General features: G+C 68.5%; 16 protein-coding genes. 9 read left to right on the top strand and 7 right to left on the bottom strand.

The annotated features are described in order from the left end of the window. Window positions 1-12 precede the first annotated feature (12 nt). Window positions 13-189 (bottom strand): hypothetical protein, encoded by a 177-nt coding sequence (locus V9K99_RS42770; RefSeq protein ID WP_442914745.1) that lies wholly within the window; start codon window positions 187-189, stop codon window positions 13-15. 185 nt (window positions 190-374) lie between these two features. Between V9K99_RS42770 and V9K99_RS28330 the strand changes: the two genes are divergently transcribed. Then, the gene (locus V9K99_RS28330; protein WP_337006925.1) at window positions 375-1292 is read left to right on the top strand and encodes a proline iminopeptidase-family hydrolase; all 918 of its coding nucleotides are present in this window, start codon (window positions 375-377) and stop codon (window positions 1290-1292) included. On the opposite strand, the gene V9K99_RS28325 is transcribed toward V9K99_RS28330, so the two are convergent. Next, on the bottom strand, window positions 1250-2587 hold the full coding sequence (locus V9K99_RS28325) for a DUF2254 domain-containing protein (RefSeq protein WP_337006923.1): 1338 nt from the start codon (window positions 2585-2587) through the stop codon (window positions 1250-1252). The two genes, V9K99_RS28330 and V9K99_RS28325, sit on opposite strands and share 43 nt — an antisense overlap. Window positions 2588-2657: 70 nt before the next feature. On the opposite strand from V9K99_RS28325, the gene V9K99_RS28320 reads away from it, so the two are divergent. The 3 genes from V9K99_RS28320 (at window position 2658) to V9K99_RS28310 (ending at window position 3991) form a co-directional block, all read left to right on the top strand. Continuing rightward, complete coding sequence (locus V9K99_RS28320) at window positions 2658-3125, top strand: helix-turn-helix transcriptional regulator (RefSeq protein WP_337006921.1); 468 nt, start codon at window positions 2658-2660, stop codon at window positions 3123-3125. Continuing rightward, complete coding sequence (locus V9K99_RS28315; RefSeq protein ID WP_337006919.1) at window positions 3122-3547, top strand: VOC family protein; 426 nt, start codon at window positions 3122-3124, stop codon at window positions 3545-3547. The genes V9K99_RS28320 and V9K99_RS28315 overlap by 4 nt, the downstream gene beginning before the upstream one ends. 90 nt (window positions 3548-3637) lie before the next feature. Continuing rightward, window positions 3638-3991 carry a GntR family transcriptional regulator gene (locus V9K99_RS28310; protein WP_337006917.1) on the top strand — a complete coding sequence of 118 codons (354 nt, stop codon included), beginning with the start codon at window positions 3638-3640 and terminating at the stop codon, window positions 3989-3991. Window positions 3992-4011: 20 nt separating this feature from the next. On the opposite strand, the gene V9K99_RS28305 is transcribed toward V9K99_RS28310, so the two are convergent. The 3 genes from V9K99_RS28305 to V9K99_RS28295 are packed head-to-tail and all read right to left on the bottom strand — an operon-like array spanning window position 4012 to window position 5483. Further along, a complete protein-coding gene (locus tag V9K99_RS28305) occupies window positions 4012-4632 on the bottom strand; it encodes a dihydrofolate reductase family protein (protein WP_337006914.1) in 621 nt (206 codons plus the stop codon). Then, the gene (locus V9K99_RS28300) at window positions 4632-5138 is read right to left on the bottom strand and encodes an SRPBCC family protein (RefSeq protein WP_337006912.1); all 507 of its coding nucleotides are present in this window, start codon (window positions 5136-5138) and stop codon (window positions 4632-4634) included. Before V9K99_RS28300 ends, V9K99_RS28305 begins: the two co-directional genes overlap by 1 nt. Window positions 5139-5141: 3 nt before the next feature. Next, window positions 5142-5483, bottom strand: a complete 342-nt coding sequence (locus V9K99_RS28295) for an ArsR/SmtB family transcription factor (protein WP_337006910.1) — start codon at window positions 5481-5483, stop codon at window positions 5142-5144. Window positions 5484-5768: 285 nt separating this feature from the next. Here V9K99_RS28295 and V9K99_RS28290 point away from each other — a divergent pair, with 285 nt between their 5' ends. After that, on the top strand, window positions 5769-7784 hold the full coding sequence (locus V9K99_RS28290) for a GxGYxYP domain-containing protein (protein ID WP_337006908.1): 2016 nt from the start codon (window positions 5769-5771) through the stop codon (window positions 7782-7784). A 48-nt stretch (window positions 7785-7832) separates the two neighbouring features. On the opposite strand, the gene V9K99_RS28285 is transcribed toward V9K99_RS28290, so the two are convergent. Together V9K99_RS28285 and V9K99_RS28280 are read right to left on the bottom strand one after the other, a co-directional pair. Then, entirely contained in the window at window positions 7833-9056 is a 1224-nt protein-coding gene (locus tag V9K99_RS28285) for a vanadium-dependent haloperoxidase (protein WP_337006905.1), read from the bottom strand. Window positions 9057-9192: 136 nt separating this feature from the next. Then, window positions 9193-9795, bottom strand: coding sequence for an AMIN-like domain-containing (lipo)protein (locus V9K99_RS28280; protein WP_337006903.1), 603 nt, complete (start codon window positions 9793-9795; stop codon window positions 9193-9195). 103 nt (window positions 9796-9898) lie between these two features. Between V9K99_RS28280 and V9K99_RS28275 the strand changes: the two genes are divergently transcribed. The 4 genes from V9K99_RS28275 to V9K99_RS28260 all read left to right on the top strand — a co-directional run bounded on the left by V9K99_RS28275 (window position 9899) and on the right by V9K99_RS28260 (window position 14971). Continuing rightward, window positions 9899-10696 (top strand): GNAT family N-acetyltransferase, encoded by a 798-nt coding sequence (locus V9K99_RS28275; RefSeq protein ID WP_337006901.1) that lies wholly within the window; start codon window positions 9899-9901, stop codon window positions 10694-10696. Between the two features lie 62 nt (window positions 10697-10758). Beyond that, window positions 10759-13236: an accessory Sec system translocase SecA2 gene (gene secA2, locus V9K99_RS28270; protein WP_337006899.1), complete on the top strand. Its 2478-nt coding sequence runs from the start codon at window positions 10759-10761 to the stop codon at window positions 13234-13236. Between the two features lie 62 nt (window positions 13237-13298). After that, entirely contained in the window at window positions 13299-14666 is a 1368-nt protein-coding gene (locus V9K99_RS28265; protein ID WP_337006897.1) for a replication-associated recombination protein A, read from the top strand. Beyond that, window positions 14663-14971, top strand: coding sequence for a nuclear transport factor 2 family protein (locus V9K99_RS28260; RefSeq protein WP_337006895.1), 309 nt, complete (start codon window positions 14663-14665; stop codon window positions 14969-14971). Before V9K99_RS28265 ends, V9K99_RS28260 begins: the two co-directional genes overlap by 4 nt. Window positions 14972-14992: the final 21 nt, after the last annotated feature.

Raw genomic sequence — 14992 nt, 5'->3', positions numbered from 1 at the left:
GCCGCCCGTAACTCACAGGCTCAGGTGAGCTTGGCGCGGACCCAGGTCTTGTCGGTTGCCGGGCAGGTGCTCGACGTCGGAGATGACGAAGCGGCGATCGTCTTTCTCCCGGACGGAAGATCCTTGGAGCATCTCGGGCACCTGCGGCGACTCGTCGACGGCGACCACGTGGTGGCCGAGGGCAAGCAATGGTCGGCTGATCCGGCCGGTCCCACAGCCGAGTTCGACGATGGTGCTGCCGGCTCGATCGCGGCGTCGATCACCTCGTCCTCGCCGGTGACAGGGGCGAGTTCGTACAGCTCGACAGCGCTGCCGTCCGGCGTATGTGGTCCTGGCCCGTCTCCACCTTGTCCGACCCTCATACGATCCAACCTATGACCTACGAGATCTTGCCGCCGACGACTGAGGGGCGGGTGCCGTTCTCCGACGGCGAGACTTGGTATCGGATCACCGGGGACCTGGCGTCCGGTGTCACACCGTTGGTGACCGCGCACGGCGGTCCGGGGGCGACGCATCAGTACCTGCTGTCGTTGACCGCGATCGCGGATCCCGACGGTCCGGCCCGGCCGGTGATCCACTATGACCAGATCGGGTGCGGCAACTCGACCCATCTGCCTGACGCGGATCCGTCGTACTGGAACGTCGATCTCTTCCTGGCCGAGCTGGACAACCTGCTGGACCACCTCGGCATCGCGGACAGCTATCACCTGCTCGGTCAGTCGTGGGGCGGGATGCTCGGGTCGGAGCACGCCGTACGACGTCCGGCCGGGCTGAAGCGGCTCGTCATCTCCAACTCGCCGGCGTCGATGCCGTTGTGGCTCGAGGCCGCGGCCGCGCTGCGGGCGGAGCTGCCGGCCGACGTCGACGAGACGCTGCGCAAGCACGAGGAGGCCGGGACCACGGACTCCCCGGAGTACCACGCCGCGATGAAGGTGTTCTACGACCGGCACGTCTGCCGGGTGGTGCCGAATCCGCCCGAGGTGGCGGCCGCCTTCGCGGCGATGGACGAGAACCCGACCGTCTACCACACGATGAACGGCCCGAGTGAGTTCCACGTCGTCGGCAGCATGAAGGACTGGTCCGTCATCGACCGGCTGCCGCACATCGCCGTACCAACGCTTGTCATCTCCGGTCAGTACGACGAGGCGCAGCCGGTGTGCGTGTCGCCGTACGCGGACCTGATCCCCGGTGCCCGCTGGGAGACGTTCGCCGAGTCCAGCCACCTGCCGAACGTCGAGGAGCCGGACCGCTACCTGGCGGTCGTCGAGTCCTTCCTCCGCGGGGAGGCCTGAGCACTCAGTTCGCGAAGGACGCGGTCGGCGTGCTCGCGGACGAGGACGAAGTCGGCGGGCTGGAAGATGGCCTGCTCGGCGTCGGCCATCAACAACTTCAGTTGGTCGATGACGAGGCGCCGGCCGTCGTCATCGGAGCAGAACTGCCCGGTGCTGTGCAGGGTCCGGAGCTGCGCCCGGACGACTCGCGGCTCCGCCTTGCCATACCGCCGTACCTGTCCACAGGCCAGATCGAGGTAGTACTGGAGATCTCGCCCGGGTACGACGACCCGCAACACGCCGGCCTGGTCACGCAGTAGCTGGCTGCCGAGTTCACGCCTGGCCAGCGAGGCCATCACGACGGACAGGTGCTCGATCGCCTGGATCGAGGTGTAGGGGTCGTTGATGGCCGCCGACAGCGCCTTCACCGCGATGTCAGCGAGTTGCCGGACGCCGAACGCGACGTCCTGCTCGGCTGTGCGCTCGAAGCCGATCCGGATGGAGTCCCTCGTCGCCGCGGCGAGCCGATCCAGGGCAGGTGGCGGGCCGGGCGGGTCCTGCCAGACCTGGACTAGCGCGGACCCGGCGATGACGTGCTCACCGACCATGCGCGTCACCGACGCCGTCACACCCGCGGCGGTCGCGGCGGCGACCAGGGGCTCGGGGTGGATGGTCTGTACGTAGCCGGAGCGGTACGCCGGTACGTCGACTGCCCACTCCGGTGGTTCCGGGCGAGGCTCGGTCGTCACGCCGATCGTCGGCAGGTCGCGGTCGATCACCTGGAGCGTTCTCCGTTCGACCTTGCGCATGACCTCGTCGATCTGGATCGAGTGGGTCAGGTGATGGACGAAGAACACCAGCATCAGCAGGCTGACGAAGAGCAGCGCCAGCGCGACAGTGACCGCGAGTCGCGGGTACTGGTCGGTCCGCTCGCCGGCCTTCACCCCGACCGTGTAGAGGCCGGCGCTGCTGTAGACGAAAGTCGCCACGAAGACGCTCAGCACGAACTGGTTCACCCGGTCGCGGAGGAAATTGCGCAGCAGCCTGGGGGAGAACTGGGTGGAAGCGAGCTGGAGTGCCACCACGGTGAGGCCGAGCACCAGGGCGATCACGGTGGCCATCGTGCTGGCGATCGCGATCAGCAGGGTCCGGGCGTCGTCGGCGGTGCCCTGGAACAGGAAGCGGTCCCGCCAGGACCCCGGCTCCACCTCGATGAACGACAGACCCGAGCCGGCGATCAGGGCGATCAGCACCGCCACCGACGGCATCGCCCAGAGGGCTCCGCGCAGGTACTCGCTCGCCGCGTCCCGCCGCATCCCGACCTCCCCTCCCTGTGGTCAGGGTCGCGCCAGCCCCCGGCGCCGGTCAACGGTCTAGGCTCGGAGGGTGGTGGGTGGTGTACCGGTCGAGTTGCTGGCGCATCTGCGGCGTGCGCGGGATGTTGCTGACCGCAACTATGCGGAGCCGCTCGATCTGGCCGGGCTGGCGGCCGCGGCCGGCGTGTCGAAGTACCACTTCCTGCGGTGTTTCGCGGCCGAGTACGGCGAGACGCCGATGCAGTACGTCACCCGGCGCCGGATCGAGCGGGCCACCGACCTGCTCCGGGCCACGAACCTGACCGTGACCGAGGTGTGCGGGCTGGTCGGGTACAGCAGTCTCGGGTCGTTCTCGCAGCGGTTCACCGAACTGGTCGGGATGAGTCCGTCGCAGTACCAGCGAACCCAGTCCGGCGCGCGGATCCCCGGCTGCTTCGTATTCATGCTCGGGCTGAACTCCGCAATTCCGGAGAAGCCATCAGGGTCGGCCGGGGCCTACCGTCGTACCGACGACGACATCTCCGAGGAGGAACCGTGATCACCAACGTCAGCCTGGTGACCGTCTACGTCAGCGACATCGACGAGGCGAAGGCGTTCTACACCGAGAAGCTGGGCTTCGTGCTCAAGGAAGACATCAACCTCGGCGACTTCCGCTGGTGCACCGTGTACCAGGCCGACCACCCCGAGCTGCGGCTGGCGCTGATGCTGCCCGGACCGCCGCTGGACGAGGAAGCCGCGGACGTGATCCGGCGGAGCCTGGCGAAGGGATCGATGCACGGGTTCGGGATCGCCACCGACGACTGCCACAAGACCTTCCAGGAACTGGTCGCCAAGGGCGTCGAGTACATCCAGGAACCATCCGACCGCCCGTACGGCGTGGAGGCGGTACTGCGGGACAACTCCGGCAACTGGCTCGTCCTGGTCGAGCAGAAGCCCTACAGCCCGGAGGACTTCGCCTGATCCACTTGACCCCGAGTCTTTGTGTCAATACGTTCGGCACAAAGACTCGGAGGTCCGGATGGTTGCCATCAGCAAGCGGCCGGTGGTCGCGTGATCATCTCGGTCGACCCGGCTGCGGCCAAGCCGCCGTACGAGCAGGTGAAGGACCAGATCGACGGGCTGATCCGGCGCGGTGAGCTGGCGCAGGGGACGCGGCTGCCGACGGTTCGTCAGCTGGCCGGAGACCTGGGGCTGGCGGTGAACACGGTGGCTCGCGCGTACAAGGAGCTCGAGGCCGAGCACCTGATCGAGACCCGCGGACGCAACGGCACCTTCGTGCTCGCCTCCCGCAGCCGAGTCGACGACGAGGAAACCCGCGCCGCCGCCACCGTCTTCGCCCACGCCGCCCACCGCGCCGGCCTAAGCCTCCCCGAAGCCACCGAAATCCTCCACCGCGCCTGGTAACACCCACGCGTGCGCTGCGGCTACCGTGGGTGCACGGCGTAGGTCAGGTGGGTCACCCGCGGCGACGGCTCCGAACGGACCGGCTCCAGCGCGACCCTGGACGCGTCCACGCCCTCGAACAGGCGGATTCCGGCGCCGAACAGCACGGGTGACAGCGCGATCGAGAACTCGTCGACCAGGCCGGCGGTCAGGTGCTCCACAATCGTCGCGCCGCCGCCGGCGATGCGGACGTCGCGGTCGCCGGCGGCCTCGCGGGCCTGGTCGAGCGCGGGCTCGATCCCGTCGTTGACGAAGTAGAACGTGGTCCCGCCGGGGCGCTCCCATGGATCACGCTTCTCGTGCGTCACGACGAAGACTGGCGTGTGGAACGGCGCCTCCTCAGGCCACGCCTGCTCGCCGGCCTCGAACATGCGCTTGCCCATCACGCTCGCGCCTGTGCGCTCGAATGTCTCCCGCGCGATGTCGTTGTCGCGCCCTTCCTCGCCGCCCGCGCCGAGCTTCAGGTTCTCCCGGGTGAACCGCAGTGGGAACATCCACCGCTGCAGTTCCATCCACTGCCGCCCCATCAATTCCTCGGGGGACTCGGGCGCGATGAAACCGTCCAGCGACATCGACACGCTGAAGAACACCTTCCCGGCCATCAGCCCTCAGCTCCCTTCCGAACGATCTCGGCGACGTAGGCAGCCAGATTGCTCAGGGTCTGCTGACCGCCCTCGATCGCGTGGTATTTCTCGACCGCCTCGTCGCGCAGCTCCTTGGTGGGGAACACCGTGCGCATCTCAATCCGGGTCGCCGCGCCGTCGGGCTCGAACGTCAGGACCGACTCGAAGGCGTTCGGGTCGTCGCGGGACTCACCGTGCAGCAACGCGATCCGCTCCGGCGGGACGATCTCGGTCCAGGAGATCCACTCGGTGTAGTCCGTGCCGTCCGGCCCGTGCAGCACGAAGTCCCACACCCCGCCGACGCGGAACTCGAACGCCCGCGTGGTGGTGGTGAACCCCTCCGGTCCCCACCATCGCGACAGGTGCCGCACCTCGGTGAACGCCTCGAACACCAGCTCCCGACGGGCGTCGATGACCCGGGAGATGACGATCTCGCGGTCGGCCGTCGCGGACTGCACTGGCGCTCCTCGTTCCGTCGCACTCATCAGCTACTCCTCCTGCCTTCCCTGCTTGAGGTCCTGCACGTAGGCGTCCAGTCGGTCGAAGCTCTCGTTCCAGAACCGCTCGAACCCGCCGGTCCACTCGTGGACCGGTCGCAGCCCGCGAGCGTCAAGGCCGTAGAGGCGCTGCTTGCCTGCCTTGCGGTCCCGCACCAGCCCCACCTCCCGGAGCACCCGCAGGTGTTTGGATGCCCCCGGCTGGGTCATCCCCAGCTCCTGGGCCAGGTCGGTCACCGGCCGCTCACCCGCCCGCAGCAGCACCAGGATCTCGCGGCGCTGCGGCTCGGCGATCGCGTTGAAGACGTCCGAAGTCGTCGCTGCTCGTGCCATGGCAGCTAACATATACCTATATCGGAATGCGTCAAGCCCGTTGGGAACCGGGTGAGCCTTGTCGGATGACGATTCAACGGGATCTTCTGATCCGAATCTCGGGTAGCCGGCAGCCCGGCCGAACCCGCGCGCGATAAGCGCGCAGCGCGCGTGGGGGAGGTTGTGGGCGGAAACGATTCCAGATTGCTCTGGTCAACGTTGTAACGAGCTATGTACACGCTCTCTTGTCGTTGCTAATCTCCCCGCTGATTTGACATCGATGTCAGCGACAGGGGAGTGGTCACGATGGTCTCGAGACGAACGTTCCTGGCGGGCAGTGGTGCGGTGACGGCGGGTGGGTTCGGGGTCTTCCAGGCCCTGCCCGCGGCCGCGGCCGACAACGCTGCCAATGCTTCGGCCGGTGCGACCCGGCTGCTGCCCGGCTTCGGCCGGCCGGAGCGCTTGCATTACGGCGATGTCAGCAAGTTGAGCGGCGGGGATCAGACCCTGCTGACCACCTTGCAGGGCATCGTCAACCGCACCAAGCCCGAGCTCTACTTCCTCTACTCACCCGGCACCCCCGACGGTCCGGACGCCAAATGGCTGGCGGACATGCGCCTGCCCACCACCCGGTACGACGATCCGCTCGACCTGATCGCGAAGTTCCGGCACCGGATCCGGGGCGCGATCGTTCACGATCCCGCCGTACCGGACTCCCTCAACGTCGCCACCACGCTGGCCGGGCTGGAGAACGCGGTCGTCGCGGACGCCGATCAGGCCAAGGCGCACGGCCTGCGGATCGTGAAGGACCTGCGCGGTGTCTTCGACGGCGATCGGGTGAAGACGTATCGCTGGCAGTTGGACAACCTGTTCCCGCGTTGCAACCAGAAGCTGCTCACCGGCCTTCCGCCGACGATGGTGGTCCAGGCCGAGAACGTCGTCTGGCAGGAGATCGCCCGCGAGACCCGGCAGATCCGCGACTCCTCGAACCGCGGCAGCTACGACCTCGACGTCTCCGCCAAGCTCGGCAAGGAGGCGGTGTTCGTCCGGTTCGGGGACTCGTTCGGCGACGACGGCTGGGGTGCGTCGGTGCTGTCGGTGTCGGTCAAGGCCAACGGGACCGAGATCGCCCGGTTCCTGCCGAACACACCGGAAGAGGCGCCGTACCTGTTCGAAGGTGCGAACTCCTCGATCGGCGGCGAGGGCAACCGGTTCGCCGACGGCGGGAACTTCTGGATCTACCGCTTCGCCCCGCCGGCCGGTACGACGAGCCTGGTGGTGACAGTCGAGATGTGGAACCAGTATCTGGTCACCGCGACCGACACCGCGCCGACCCGGATCGAGCCGTTCCCGTACTTCCGCGACTACGTGGTGGCGACCAAGGCCCTGGTGAGTTGGCTGCCGCCGAACGGCCCGACCGGCGACCTGCTGACCGAGCACTTCGACAGGGTCGGCCCGACCGTTCCGTACGCGGGCTGGTTCTCGAACGACGTCGCGGGGGAGTGGAGCGGTGTCGACCTCGCGTCCCAAGGTGGTTCGCAGGTGATCCCCGCGGACTTCTACATGAACGGCACCGTGCACTCCGGGTTCGTCGCGCCGATCTCGGACAAGGTCCGGCCGGTACGGCGGCTGGAGCCGAAGAACAAGGTCTACGTCACGCTGACCTTCGGCGAGGGCGACAACGTGCAGTACTGCCAGCGGCGGATGCGCGACCTGTGGGACGACCCGAAGCGCGGCGAGGGGATGGTCAACTGGACGATCAGCCCGCTGCTCGCCGAGATCGGGCCCGGCCTGTTCAGCTACTACCAGCGGACCGCTACAGCGAACGACCTGCTGATCTGTGGACCGTCCGGAGCCGGTTACACCTACCCGGGCTCGTGGCCGGCCGACCAGCTGACCGCGTATCTCAAGCTGTCCGGTGCGTTCATGCGCCGTACCGGGATGGACCTTGTGTACGCCTACAACCATCGGGACGCGAACGGCTGGGTCGCGTTCCCCGAGGAGATCGCTCAGGGGTACGCCGATCACACGCCGCTGAAGGGGATCATCCAGTCCTGGGAGGGCGGTGATCTCCTGGTACGACGAGGTGGCCTGCCGATCATCGGGAACTTCGGCGCACCTGGGAAAGCCGTTGAGTACAAGGCTGCCCTGGACGCCCACATCGCCGGCTGGGACGGCAGCAAGCCGCTCTTCATCGCCGGCGGTATCAACGCCTGGGGCTGGACGCCGTCGGACATCGCCGAGTTGGCGCCACTGCTGACGGACCCGTACGAACTGGTCCTCGGCAACACCTTCTTCGACCTGCTCAACCGCGTTCTGTAGGAGACACGCTCCGGCGGGCGGTCCGCCATCGCCCGCCGGAGCGTGGGTTCACCGGAACAGCTTGTCGGCGTTGCGTACGGCGTTGGCTGCGACCTGCTTGCCCAGGGTCACGCCGACCGTGTCCGCCGTGCGGGTGTGGATGCCGGACCAGACCCGGGCATCGACGTTCTCCACGGTCAGTTGGCGCCAGTCGCCGTACGTGCGGGTGACACCAGGTGCCGATGGGCTGCCGATCGTGTACGGCTTGGCGGTGCGTGCTCCGACCAGAGTGGTCAGCACCTGCTCGGCTGCGCCGGAGTAGGTGTTGTGCCCGCTCGGGTAGTCCGGGTGGGCCGGAGTGTTGTGCAGGGGCGTCCAGTCCGGGTCGGTGGTCGCACGGAGTGCTGTGACCGGACGCCAGCGCTGGTAGGCGTACTTCGTGTCAGACGTCGCGATCTGCGTGTCCACCGAGGCCACGTGGAACAGCGCGACCAGCTTGGCTCGCTCGACCACCTGGTGTCCTGCGGCCTCGGCGAGCGCTACCCGCAGCGGAGCGGTGTAGAGCACGTACGACGAGCCGAGCCAGAAGGTGGCGGTGTCGGTCTGGGCCTGGGTGCGTGTGCTGCTGTTGAGTGCACCGTCGGCGCGGACCTCGGCGAGGTCGCGGTTGTAGCGCGGAGACCCGAGCGCGGGCGGCGGGCCTGGCCGGAACTGGCTGGCACTCTTCAACAGGAACGGCTTGGCCAGGCGGTTCCCGTACTGCGTAGCAGGGCTGTAGCTGGGCGGTGTGGGCCGCCAGACGCCCGGGTTCGTTGACGGGGGAGTGAAAGGCGCATTGATCGATGCGGGGTCCAGTCCGTCGTTGGCCCGGGAGGCCAGGACTTCCTTTGCTTGTTGGCGTCCCGCGGCGAGCCCCGCGGTCTCGGCGGCACCGTCTGGGATGCGGGCCAGCGTGGTGGCCAGCGACTGGTCCAGGTCGGTCTTGCGGGCCGGTACGAGTGTCACCAGGGTCTCGTGGACCGCACCGGCCAGGGCAGCTTCGTTGTACGGCGCCGAGTCGGCCGGCGACCGTAGGAGGGCGCGACTGGCGGCAAGCCAGCCGATCGCCCAGGTGCGGTTGTTGGTCACCTGCGTGGGCGCACCGGCGGCGGTGATCGTGTCAGCGGTGACGTCGTACCACTCGAGTGCGACATCTGCCGTGCTGGTCGAGGCCGCGGAGGGGACAGCGATCAGAGCGGACAGGGCGAGGGCGGGTACGACTCCCAGGGCAAGGGGTCTGCGTAAGGTCTTCACCCAGTGATGGTGACAGTTCGCAACGGGTCATCACCCGCTGTATTACTACCTGGACACTAGACATTCACGGTCACCGGCCTGAGGTAAGGGCGGTCGCCCGGTGGGGGAACTCCGGGCGACCGCTGGGGTGGGGTCTTTACCAGTGGTGAGCGACGTCGATCACCAAGCGGCTGTTGGAGCCAGGGCCGGCCAGCGTGAAGACGCGGAACGGCAGGCGGGCGCGGACGCCGAGGCCGATCGTGGTCTGGCCCTCGAAGCTGCCGGCGTACGCGACCTGGCGGAAGGTGCTGTAGCCGGACACGTTGGTCAGTTCACGCTTGTTCGCCGGTTGGTACGTCGGCTGGCCGGCCGAGGTGTGCGCCGGGGCCCGGACGATGATCTGCAGCTTCGCGCCGCCGCGGAGCGGGACAGTGAAACCGGAGCCGTCCTGGGTGACGTTGGTGACGTAGCGGACGTCGTACCCGGGCGCGCGGCCGCGGAGGTCGACGACCAGCCGGTCGAAGCAGGCATGCCTTCCGGTGCGGACGTTCGTGATCGGCGACTGCACCATCCGACTGTTTGCCTCGGGCAACGATCCCCAGCCGCGCGGGCAGGAAGTCGCGGTGCTGCCGGCGACGGCGACGGTCTGGGGGGCGGACGACGAGCCGACGACGGCCGGTGCGGCGATCGCTGCTGCCGGGACCGCCATGATGGCGAGAGCGGCGAGGATCGTCTTGCGAGTGATGTGGTGGATGTACATGATGTCCCCCCTTTCAGGAACACTGACTTGGACGAGACCAGTGGCCAACTGGTTGGCATTCAGGCCTGGTGATTTCTGGTAGTCGCTCAGGCACGATGTGCAGATGACCCCAGATGAGCTGCTCGAGGTGTTCCACCGCCGGATCCGGCTGCCGGACGCGGACACGATCCCCGGCTGGAAGGTGGAACACGACGGCCTGGTGCACCGCTCGTACGTCGAAGGACCCGACGGCGCCGGATTCGTCGAGACCCCGCGTGGGCTGGGCGACGACCCGGACGGGGTGATCGCGGCCGAGGTCGCCTTCTTCCGCGAGCGCGGCCTGCCGTTCGAGTGGAAGACCTACGCGTACGACGAACCGGCCGACCTTGGTGAGCGGCTGGTCCGGGCCGGGTTCACCGCGGAGGAGCCGGAGACGCTGATCCTCGGCGAGATCGACGCGATCCTGGCGCGACCGTCCGCGCTGCCGTCGAAGGTGCGGCTGCGGGAGGCCGACGGCCCGGCCGACTATCACCGGATCGCCGTACTGATGGACACGTTGTGGCACAACGGGCTGGAGCGGATCGAGGAGCGGTTGGCCGGCGAGGCGCGGATGTTCCCGGACCGGTTGTCGGTGTTCCTGGTCGAGGACGTGTTGCGGGGGCCGGACGGGCCGGCGCTGACGGCTGCGTGGGTGCGATTCCACCCGGGGACGGGGTTCGCCAGTCTGTGGGGCGGCGGGACGCTGCCGGAGTGGCGGCGGCAGGGGTTGTACAGCGCGGTGCTGGCGCACCGGGCCCGGCTGGCGAAGGAGCGCGGCTACGAGTTCATCCGGGTGGATGCCTCCGAGGACTCCCGCCCGATCCTCCAGAAACTGGGTCTCCACGCTGTCACCACGACGACGCCGTACGAATGGAGGCCGTGACATCTCGGGACACGCTGACCTGGTGCACGGAACGACACGCCGAGGCTGTACGTTGCCGAATCATGGCACTGAAGATCGCGTCTCGTTTCCGCCGGCTGCTGCAGCGCCCCGGTTCGATCGATCTCGGCCCGTACGAGCGGCTCACCCAGCTGGTCGGCGAGGCGGAGGAATCGGTCCAGTCCCTGACCGACGAAGAGCTGACCGAGGCGGTCGCCGAGCTGCGCACCACCGGTGGGCTGCACGAGGACGAGCAGATCGAGTTCCTCGCGCTCGCCCGCGAGGCGGGTCAGCGGGCGATCGGCGAGCGCGCGTTCGACGGCCAGGTCGTCGGTGCGCTGGCGATGCTGCAGGGCCGGGTCGTGGAGATGGCGACCGGTGAGGGCAAGACGCTGGCCGGTGCGATCGCCGCGGCCGGATACGCGATCGGCGGCCGCAAGGTGCACGTGCTCGCGGTCAACGACTACCTGGCCCGCCGCGACGCCGAGTGGATGGGCCCGGTGTACGAGCTGCTCGGCGTGAGCGTGTCGCACATCGGCCAGGCGTCCACACCGGAGGAACGGCGTACGGCGTACCAGGCGGACGTCTGCTACGCGCCGGTCAGCGAGATCGGGTTCGACATCCTGCGCGACCGGCTCGTCACCGACGTGGCCGACCGGGTCACGGTGAAGCCGGACGTGGCGCTGGTGGACGAGGCCGACTCGGTGCTGATCGACGAGGCCCGGGTGCCGCTGGTGCTGGCCGGCGCGACCCGGACCGAGGAGCTGGACGACGACGTCGTACAACTGGTCCGGACACTGCGAGCGGGCGTGGACTACGAGATCGACGGCGACGGCCGGACCGTTGCACTGACCGACAAGGGCACGGACAAGGTCGAGGAGACGCTCGGCGGGATCAACCTGTACGAGGACGACAACCTCGACCGGCTGACCCAGATCAACGTCGCGCTGCACGCCGAGGTGCTGCTGCGCAAGGACGTCGACTACCTGGTCCGCGACGGCAAGGTCAGCCTGATCAACAACAACCGCGGCCGGATCGCCAAGCTGCAGCGCTGGCCCGACGGTCTGCAGGCGGCGGTCGAGGCCAAGGAGGCCGTGCCGGTCAGCGACTCCGGTGAGGTGCTCGACAGCATCACCGTGCAGGCGCTGGTGACCGGCTACAAGACGCTGTGCGGCATGACCGGTACGGCGGTCGTCGTCGGGGAGTCGCTGCAGGAGTTCTACGACGTCGAGGTGGCCGTCGTACCGCCGAACAAGCCGAACATCCGGATCGACGACCCGGACCGGCTGTACCTGACCGTCGAGCAGAAGAACGCCGCCCTGGTCGAGCACATCGCCGAGGTGCACGAGACCGGCCGGCCGATCCTGATCGGGACCCACAGCGTCGAGGAGTCCGAGCAGCTGAGCGACCGGCTCGAGGCGGCCGAGATCACCCACGTCGTACTGAACGCGAAGAACGACGCCGAGGAGGCCGCGATCATCGCCGAGGCCGGTGTGCCGGGGACGGTGACCGTGTCGACGCAGATGGCCGGCCGCGGTACCGACATCCGCCTCGGTGGGCGGGACGAGTCGCACGACAAGGACAAGGCCATCGAGCTCGGCGGCCTCTACGTGATCGGGACCGGCCTGCACGCGTCGCGGCGGCTGGACGACCAGCTGCGTGGACGTGCGGGTCGGCAGGGTGACCCGGGTGGGTCGCTGTTCTTCGCCAGCCTGGCCGACGAGCTGGTGACTCGGTACTCCGTTTCGTCGGGTCTGCGGCCGAATCCGGACTCCTCCGGGCGGCTCACGGATCGCAAGTCGATCGGCGTACTCGAGCACGCCCAGCGGGTCGCGGACGGCGCCAACGCGGAGCTGCACCGGACCACCTGGTCGTACCACCGGCTGACCGGTCAGCAGCGCGCGATCCTGCTCGACGCCCGGGAGAAGGTGCTGGTCGACGATCTCGCGGCTGAGGAGCTGGCCGAACGGGCCAAGGAGCGGTACGACGAACTGGTCGAGGAGCTCGGCGAGGACGTGGTGAAGGACGCGGCCCGGCGGATCGCGCTGCACCACCTGGACCGGCGCTGGACCGACCACCTGGCGTACCTGGCCGACCTGCGGGAGGGCATCCACCTGCGGTCGCTGGCCGGCGGCATCGTGCACCTGAAGCCGATCGACGAGTTCAACAAGTCCGCGATCGCGTCCTTCGACACCTTGATCGCGGATGCGTGGGACGACGCGGTCGAGACGTTCAAGACCGCCGAGATCACCTCCGACGGCCTGGACGAGGCGGCCAGCGGGGTGCCGCGGCCGACGGCGACCTGGACGTATCTGATCAACGACAACCCGTTCGGCACCGAGGCCGACCGAATCCTCGGCCGCCTCCGCAACGCCATCAAGCCCGAGTCGGCCGCCCAGTCCGAGGAGATCCCCGCCGAGGAGTTCGACGAAGACGACCTCCCCGAGGAACTCCGCGACCTCGGCGACGAAGACGACGAGGACCTCCCGGAGGAGCTCCGCGACGCCGACGACGAGGACGAGCCCACCGACAAGAAGAAGTAACTCGGCTGGACCGGCTCGGCCGGCTGGGTAGGAGTGTCGGTGGGGCTGGTTAGGCTTCTGGTGTGAGTGACGGGTTGTTTGAGATTCCGGGGGCTCCTGCGCCTGCTCGGGGCGGTGGGAGTCTGGCGGACGTGGATCACACGGCCGCGCCCTTGGCCGTGCGGATGCGGCCGCGGAGTCTCGACGAGTTGGTGGGGCAGCAGCATCTGCTCGCGCCCGGGTCGCCGCTCAGAAGGCTGGTCGAGGGTGACCAGCCGATGTCGTTACTCCTCTGGGGTCCGCCCGGGACCGGCAAGACGACGATCGCGGCCGTGGTCTCCCACCAGACCAACCGGAAGTTCGTGGAGCTCTCGGCGGTCACCGCGGGGGTGAAGGACGTCCGGCAGGTGATCGACGGGGCTCGGCGGGATCTGTCCCGGGCGACCGGCTCGGTCGAGACCGTGCTGTTCATCGACGAGGTCCACCGGTTCACCAAGGCCCAGCAGGACGCCCTCCTGCCCGGTGTGGAGAACCGCTGGGTCACGCTCGTCGCCGCGACCACCGAGAACCCGTTCTTCTCGGTGATCTCACCACTCCTCTCGCGGTCGCTGCTGCTCACCCTGGAATCACTCACCGACGACGACATCGCCGTACTGCTGGATCGGGCGCTGACCGACGAGCGTGGGCTGAACGGGGAGTTCGAGCTCGCGGACGACGCTCGCGCGCACCTGCTCCGGATGGCCGGGGGAGATGCCCGGCGGGCGCTGACTTATCTGGAAGCCGCCGCGGGTGGTGCGCGGGCCAAGGACGCCGAGGTCATCGACCTGAAGACGCTCGAGACGGCGGTGGACCGGGCCGCGGTGCGGTACGACCGGGCCGGCGATCAGCACTACGACGTGGCCTCGGCGTTGATCAAGTCGATCCGGGGTTCGGATGTGGACGCGGCGATGCACTACCTGGCCCGGATGATCGAGGCCGGTGAGGATCCGCGGTTCATCGCGCGACGGCTGGTGATCTCCGCGAGTGAAGACATCGGTATGGGCGACCCGACCGCGCTCGGGGTCGCGGTGGCGGCGGCCGAGGCGGTCCAGCTGATCGGGATGCCCGAGGCCCGGATCAACCTGGCCCAGGCGGTCGTCGCGCTGGCGCTGGCGCCGAAGTCCAACGCGGTGATCATGGCCGTGGACGCGGCGATCGCCGACGTGAAGGCGGGCAAGGTCGGCCCGGTCCCACCACATCTGCGCGACGCCCATTACTCCGGTGCCAAGAAGATCGGCCACGGATCGTCGTACCAGTACTCCCACGACGACCCGCGCGGCATCGTCCCGCAGCAGTACGCCCCGGACGTGATCGACGGCACCGACTACTACAACCCGACCCGTCGCGGTGGCGAGGCGGCGTACGCCGATCGCGTCGCCAACATCCGCAAGATCCTCCGGGAGCGCAAGTGAGCCGTACGACGGACCACGTCGACGCCTTCAATGACGCCGTCACCACCGGCGACTGGGACACCTTCGCCAACCGCTTCGCCGAAGACGCCACGATGACCTTCGTCGGCGTACCGGCGGGCCCGTTCGAGGGACGTACGGCGATCGCGCAGGCGTACCGGGAGAACCCGCCGACCGAGACCATGAGCCTGGTAGGCCCCGACGGAGACGCCGTCAGGTTCCGCTGGGCAAGCGGCGGGACCGGGACGATGCAGCTCAGCTGGGCACCCGATGGAGCCGTGCAGGCACTTACCGTCACCTTCGACTGAGGCGCGCCGGGGGCCGGGTTG

Source organism: Kribbella sp. CCNWLW201, from assembly GCF_037203805.1.
GTDB lineage: Bacteria > Actinomycetota > Actinomycetes > Propionibacteriales > Kribbellaceae > Kribbella.
The sequence above is the reverse complement of the archived record's forward strand: the minus strand, read 5'-3'. Positions and strand labels throughout refer to the sequence as shown.

Bases quoted from the DNA above. Each gene is read 5' to 3' on its own strand.
- V9K99_RS28330 (WP_337006925.1), top strand. From the start codon at position 375: ATGACCTACGAGATCTTGCCGCCGACGACTGAGGGGCGGGTGCCGTTC.
- V9K99_RS28280 (WP_337006903.1), bottom strand. From the start codon at position 9,795: ATGTACATCCACCACATCACTCGCAAGACGATCCTCGCCGCTCTCGCC.
- secA2 (WP_337006899.1), top strand. From the start codon at position 10,759: ATGGCACTGAAGATCGCGTCTCGTTTCCGCCGGCTGCTGCAGCGCCCC.
- V9K99_RS28300 (WP_337006912.1), bottom strand. From the start codon at position 5,138: ATGAGTGCGACGGAACGAGGAGCGCCAGTGCAGTCCGCGACGGCCGAC.
- V9K99_RS28325 (WP_337006923.1), bottom strand. From the start codon at position 2,587: ATGCGGCGGGACGCGGCGAGCGAGTACCTGCGCGGAGCCCTCTGGGCG.
- V9K99_RS28275 (WP_337006901.1), top strand. From the start codon at position 9,899: ATGACCCCAGATGAGCTGCTCGAGGTGTTCCACCGCCGGATCCGGCTG.
- V9K99_RS28305 (WP_337006914.1), bottom strand. From the start codon at position 4,632: ATGGCCGGGAAGGTGTTCTTCAGCGTGTCGATGTCGCTGGACGGTTTC.
- V9K99_RS28295 (WP_337006910.1), bottom strand. From the start codon at position 5,483: ATGGCACGAGCAGCGACGACTTCGGACGTCTTCAACGCGATCGCCGAG.
- V9K99_RS28290 (WP_337006908.1), top strand. From the start codon at position 5,769: ATGGTCTCGAGACGAACGTTCCTGGCGGGCAGTGGTGCGGTGACGGCG.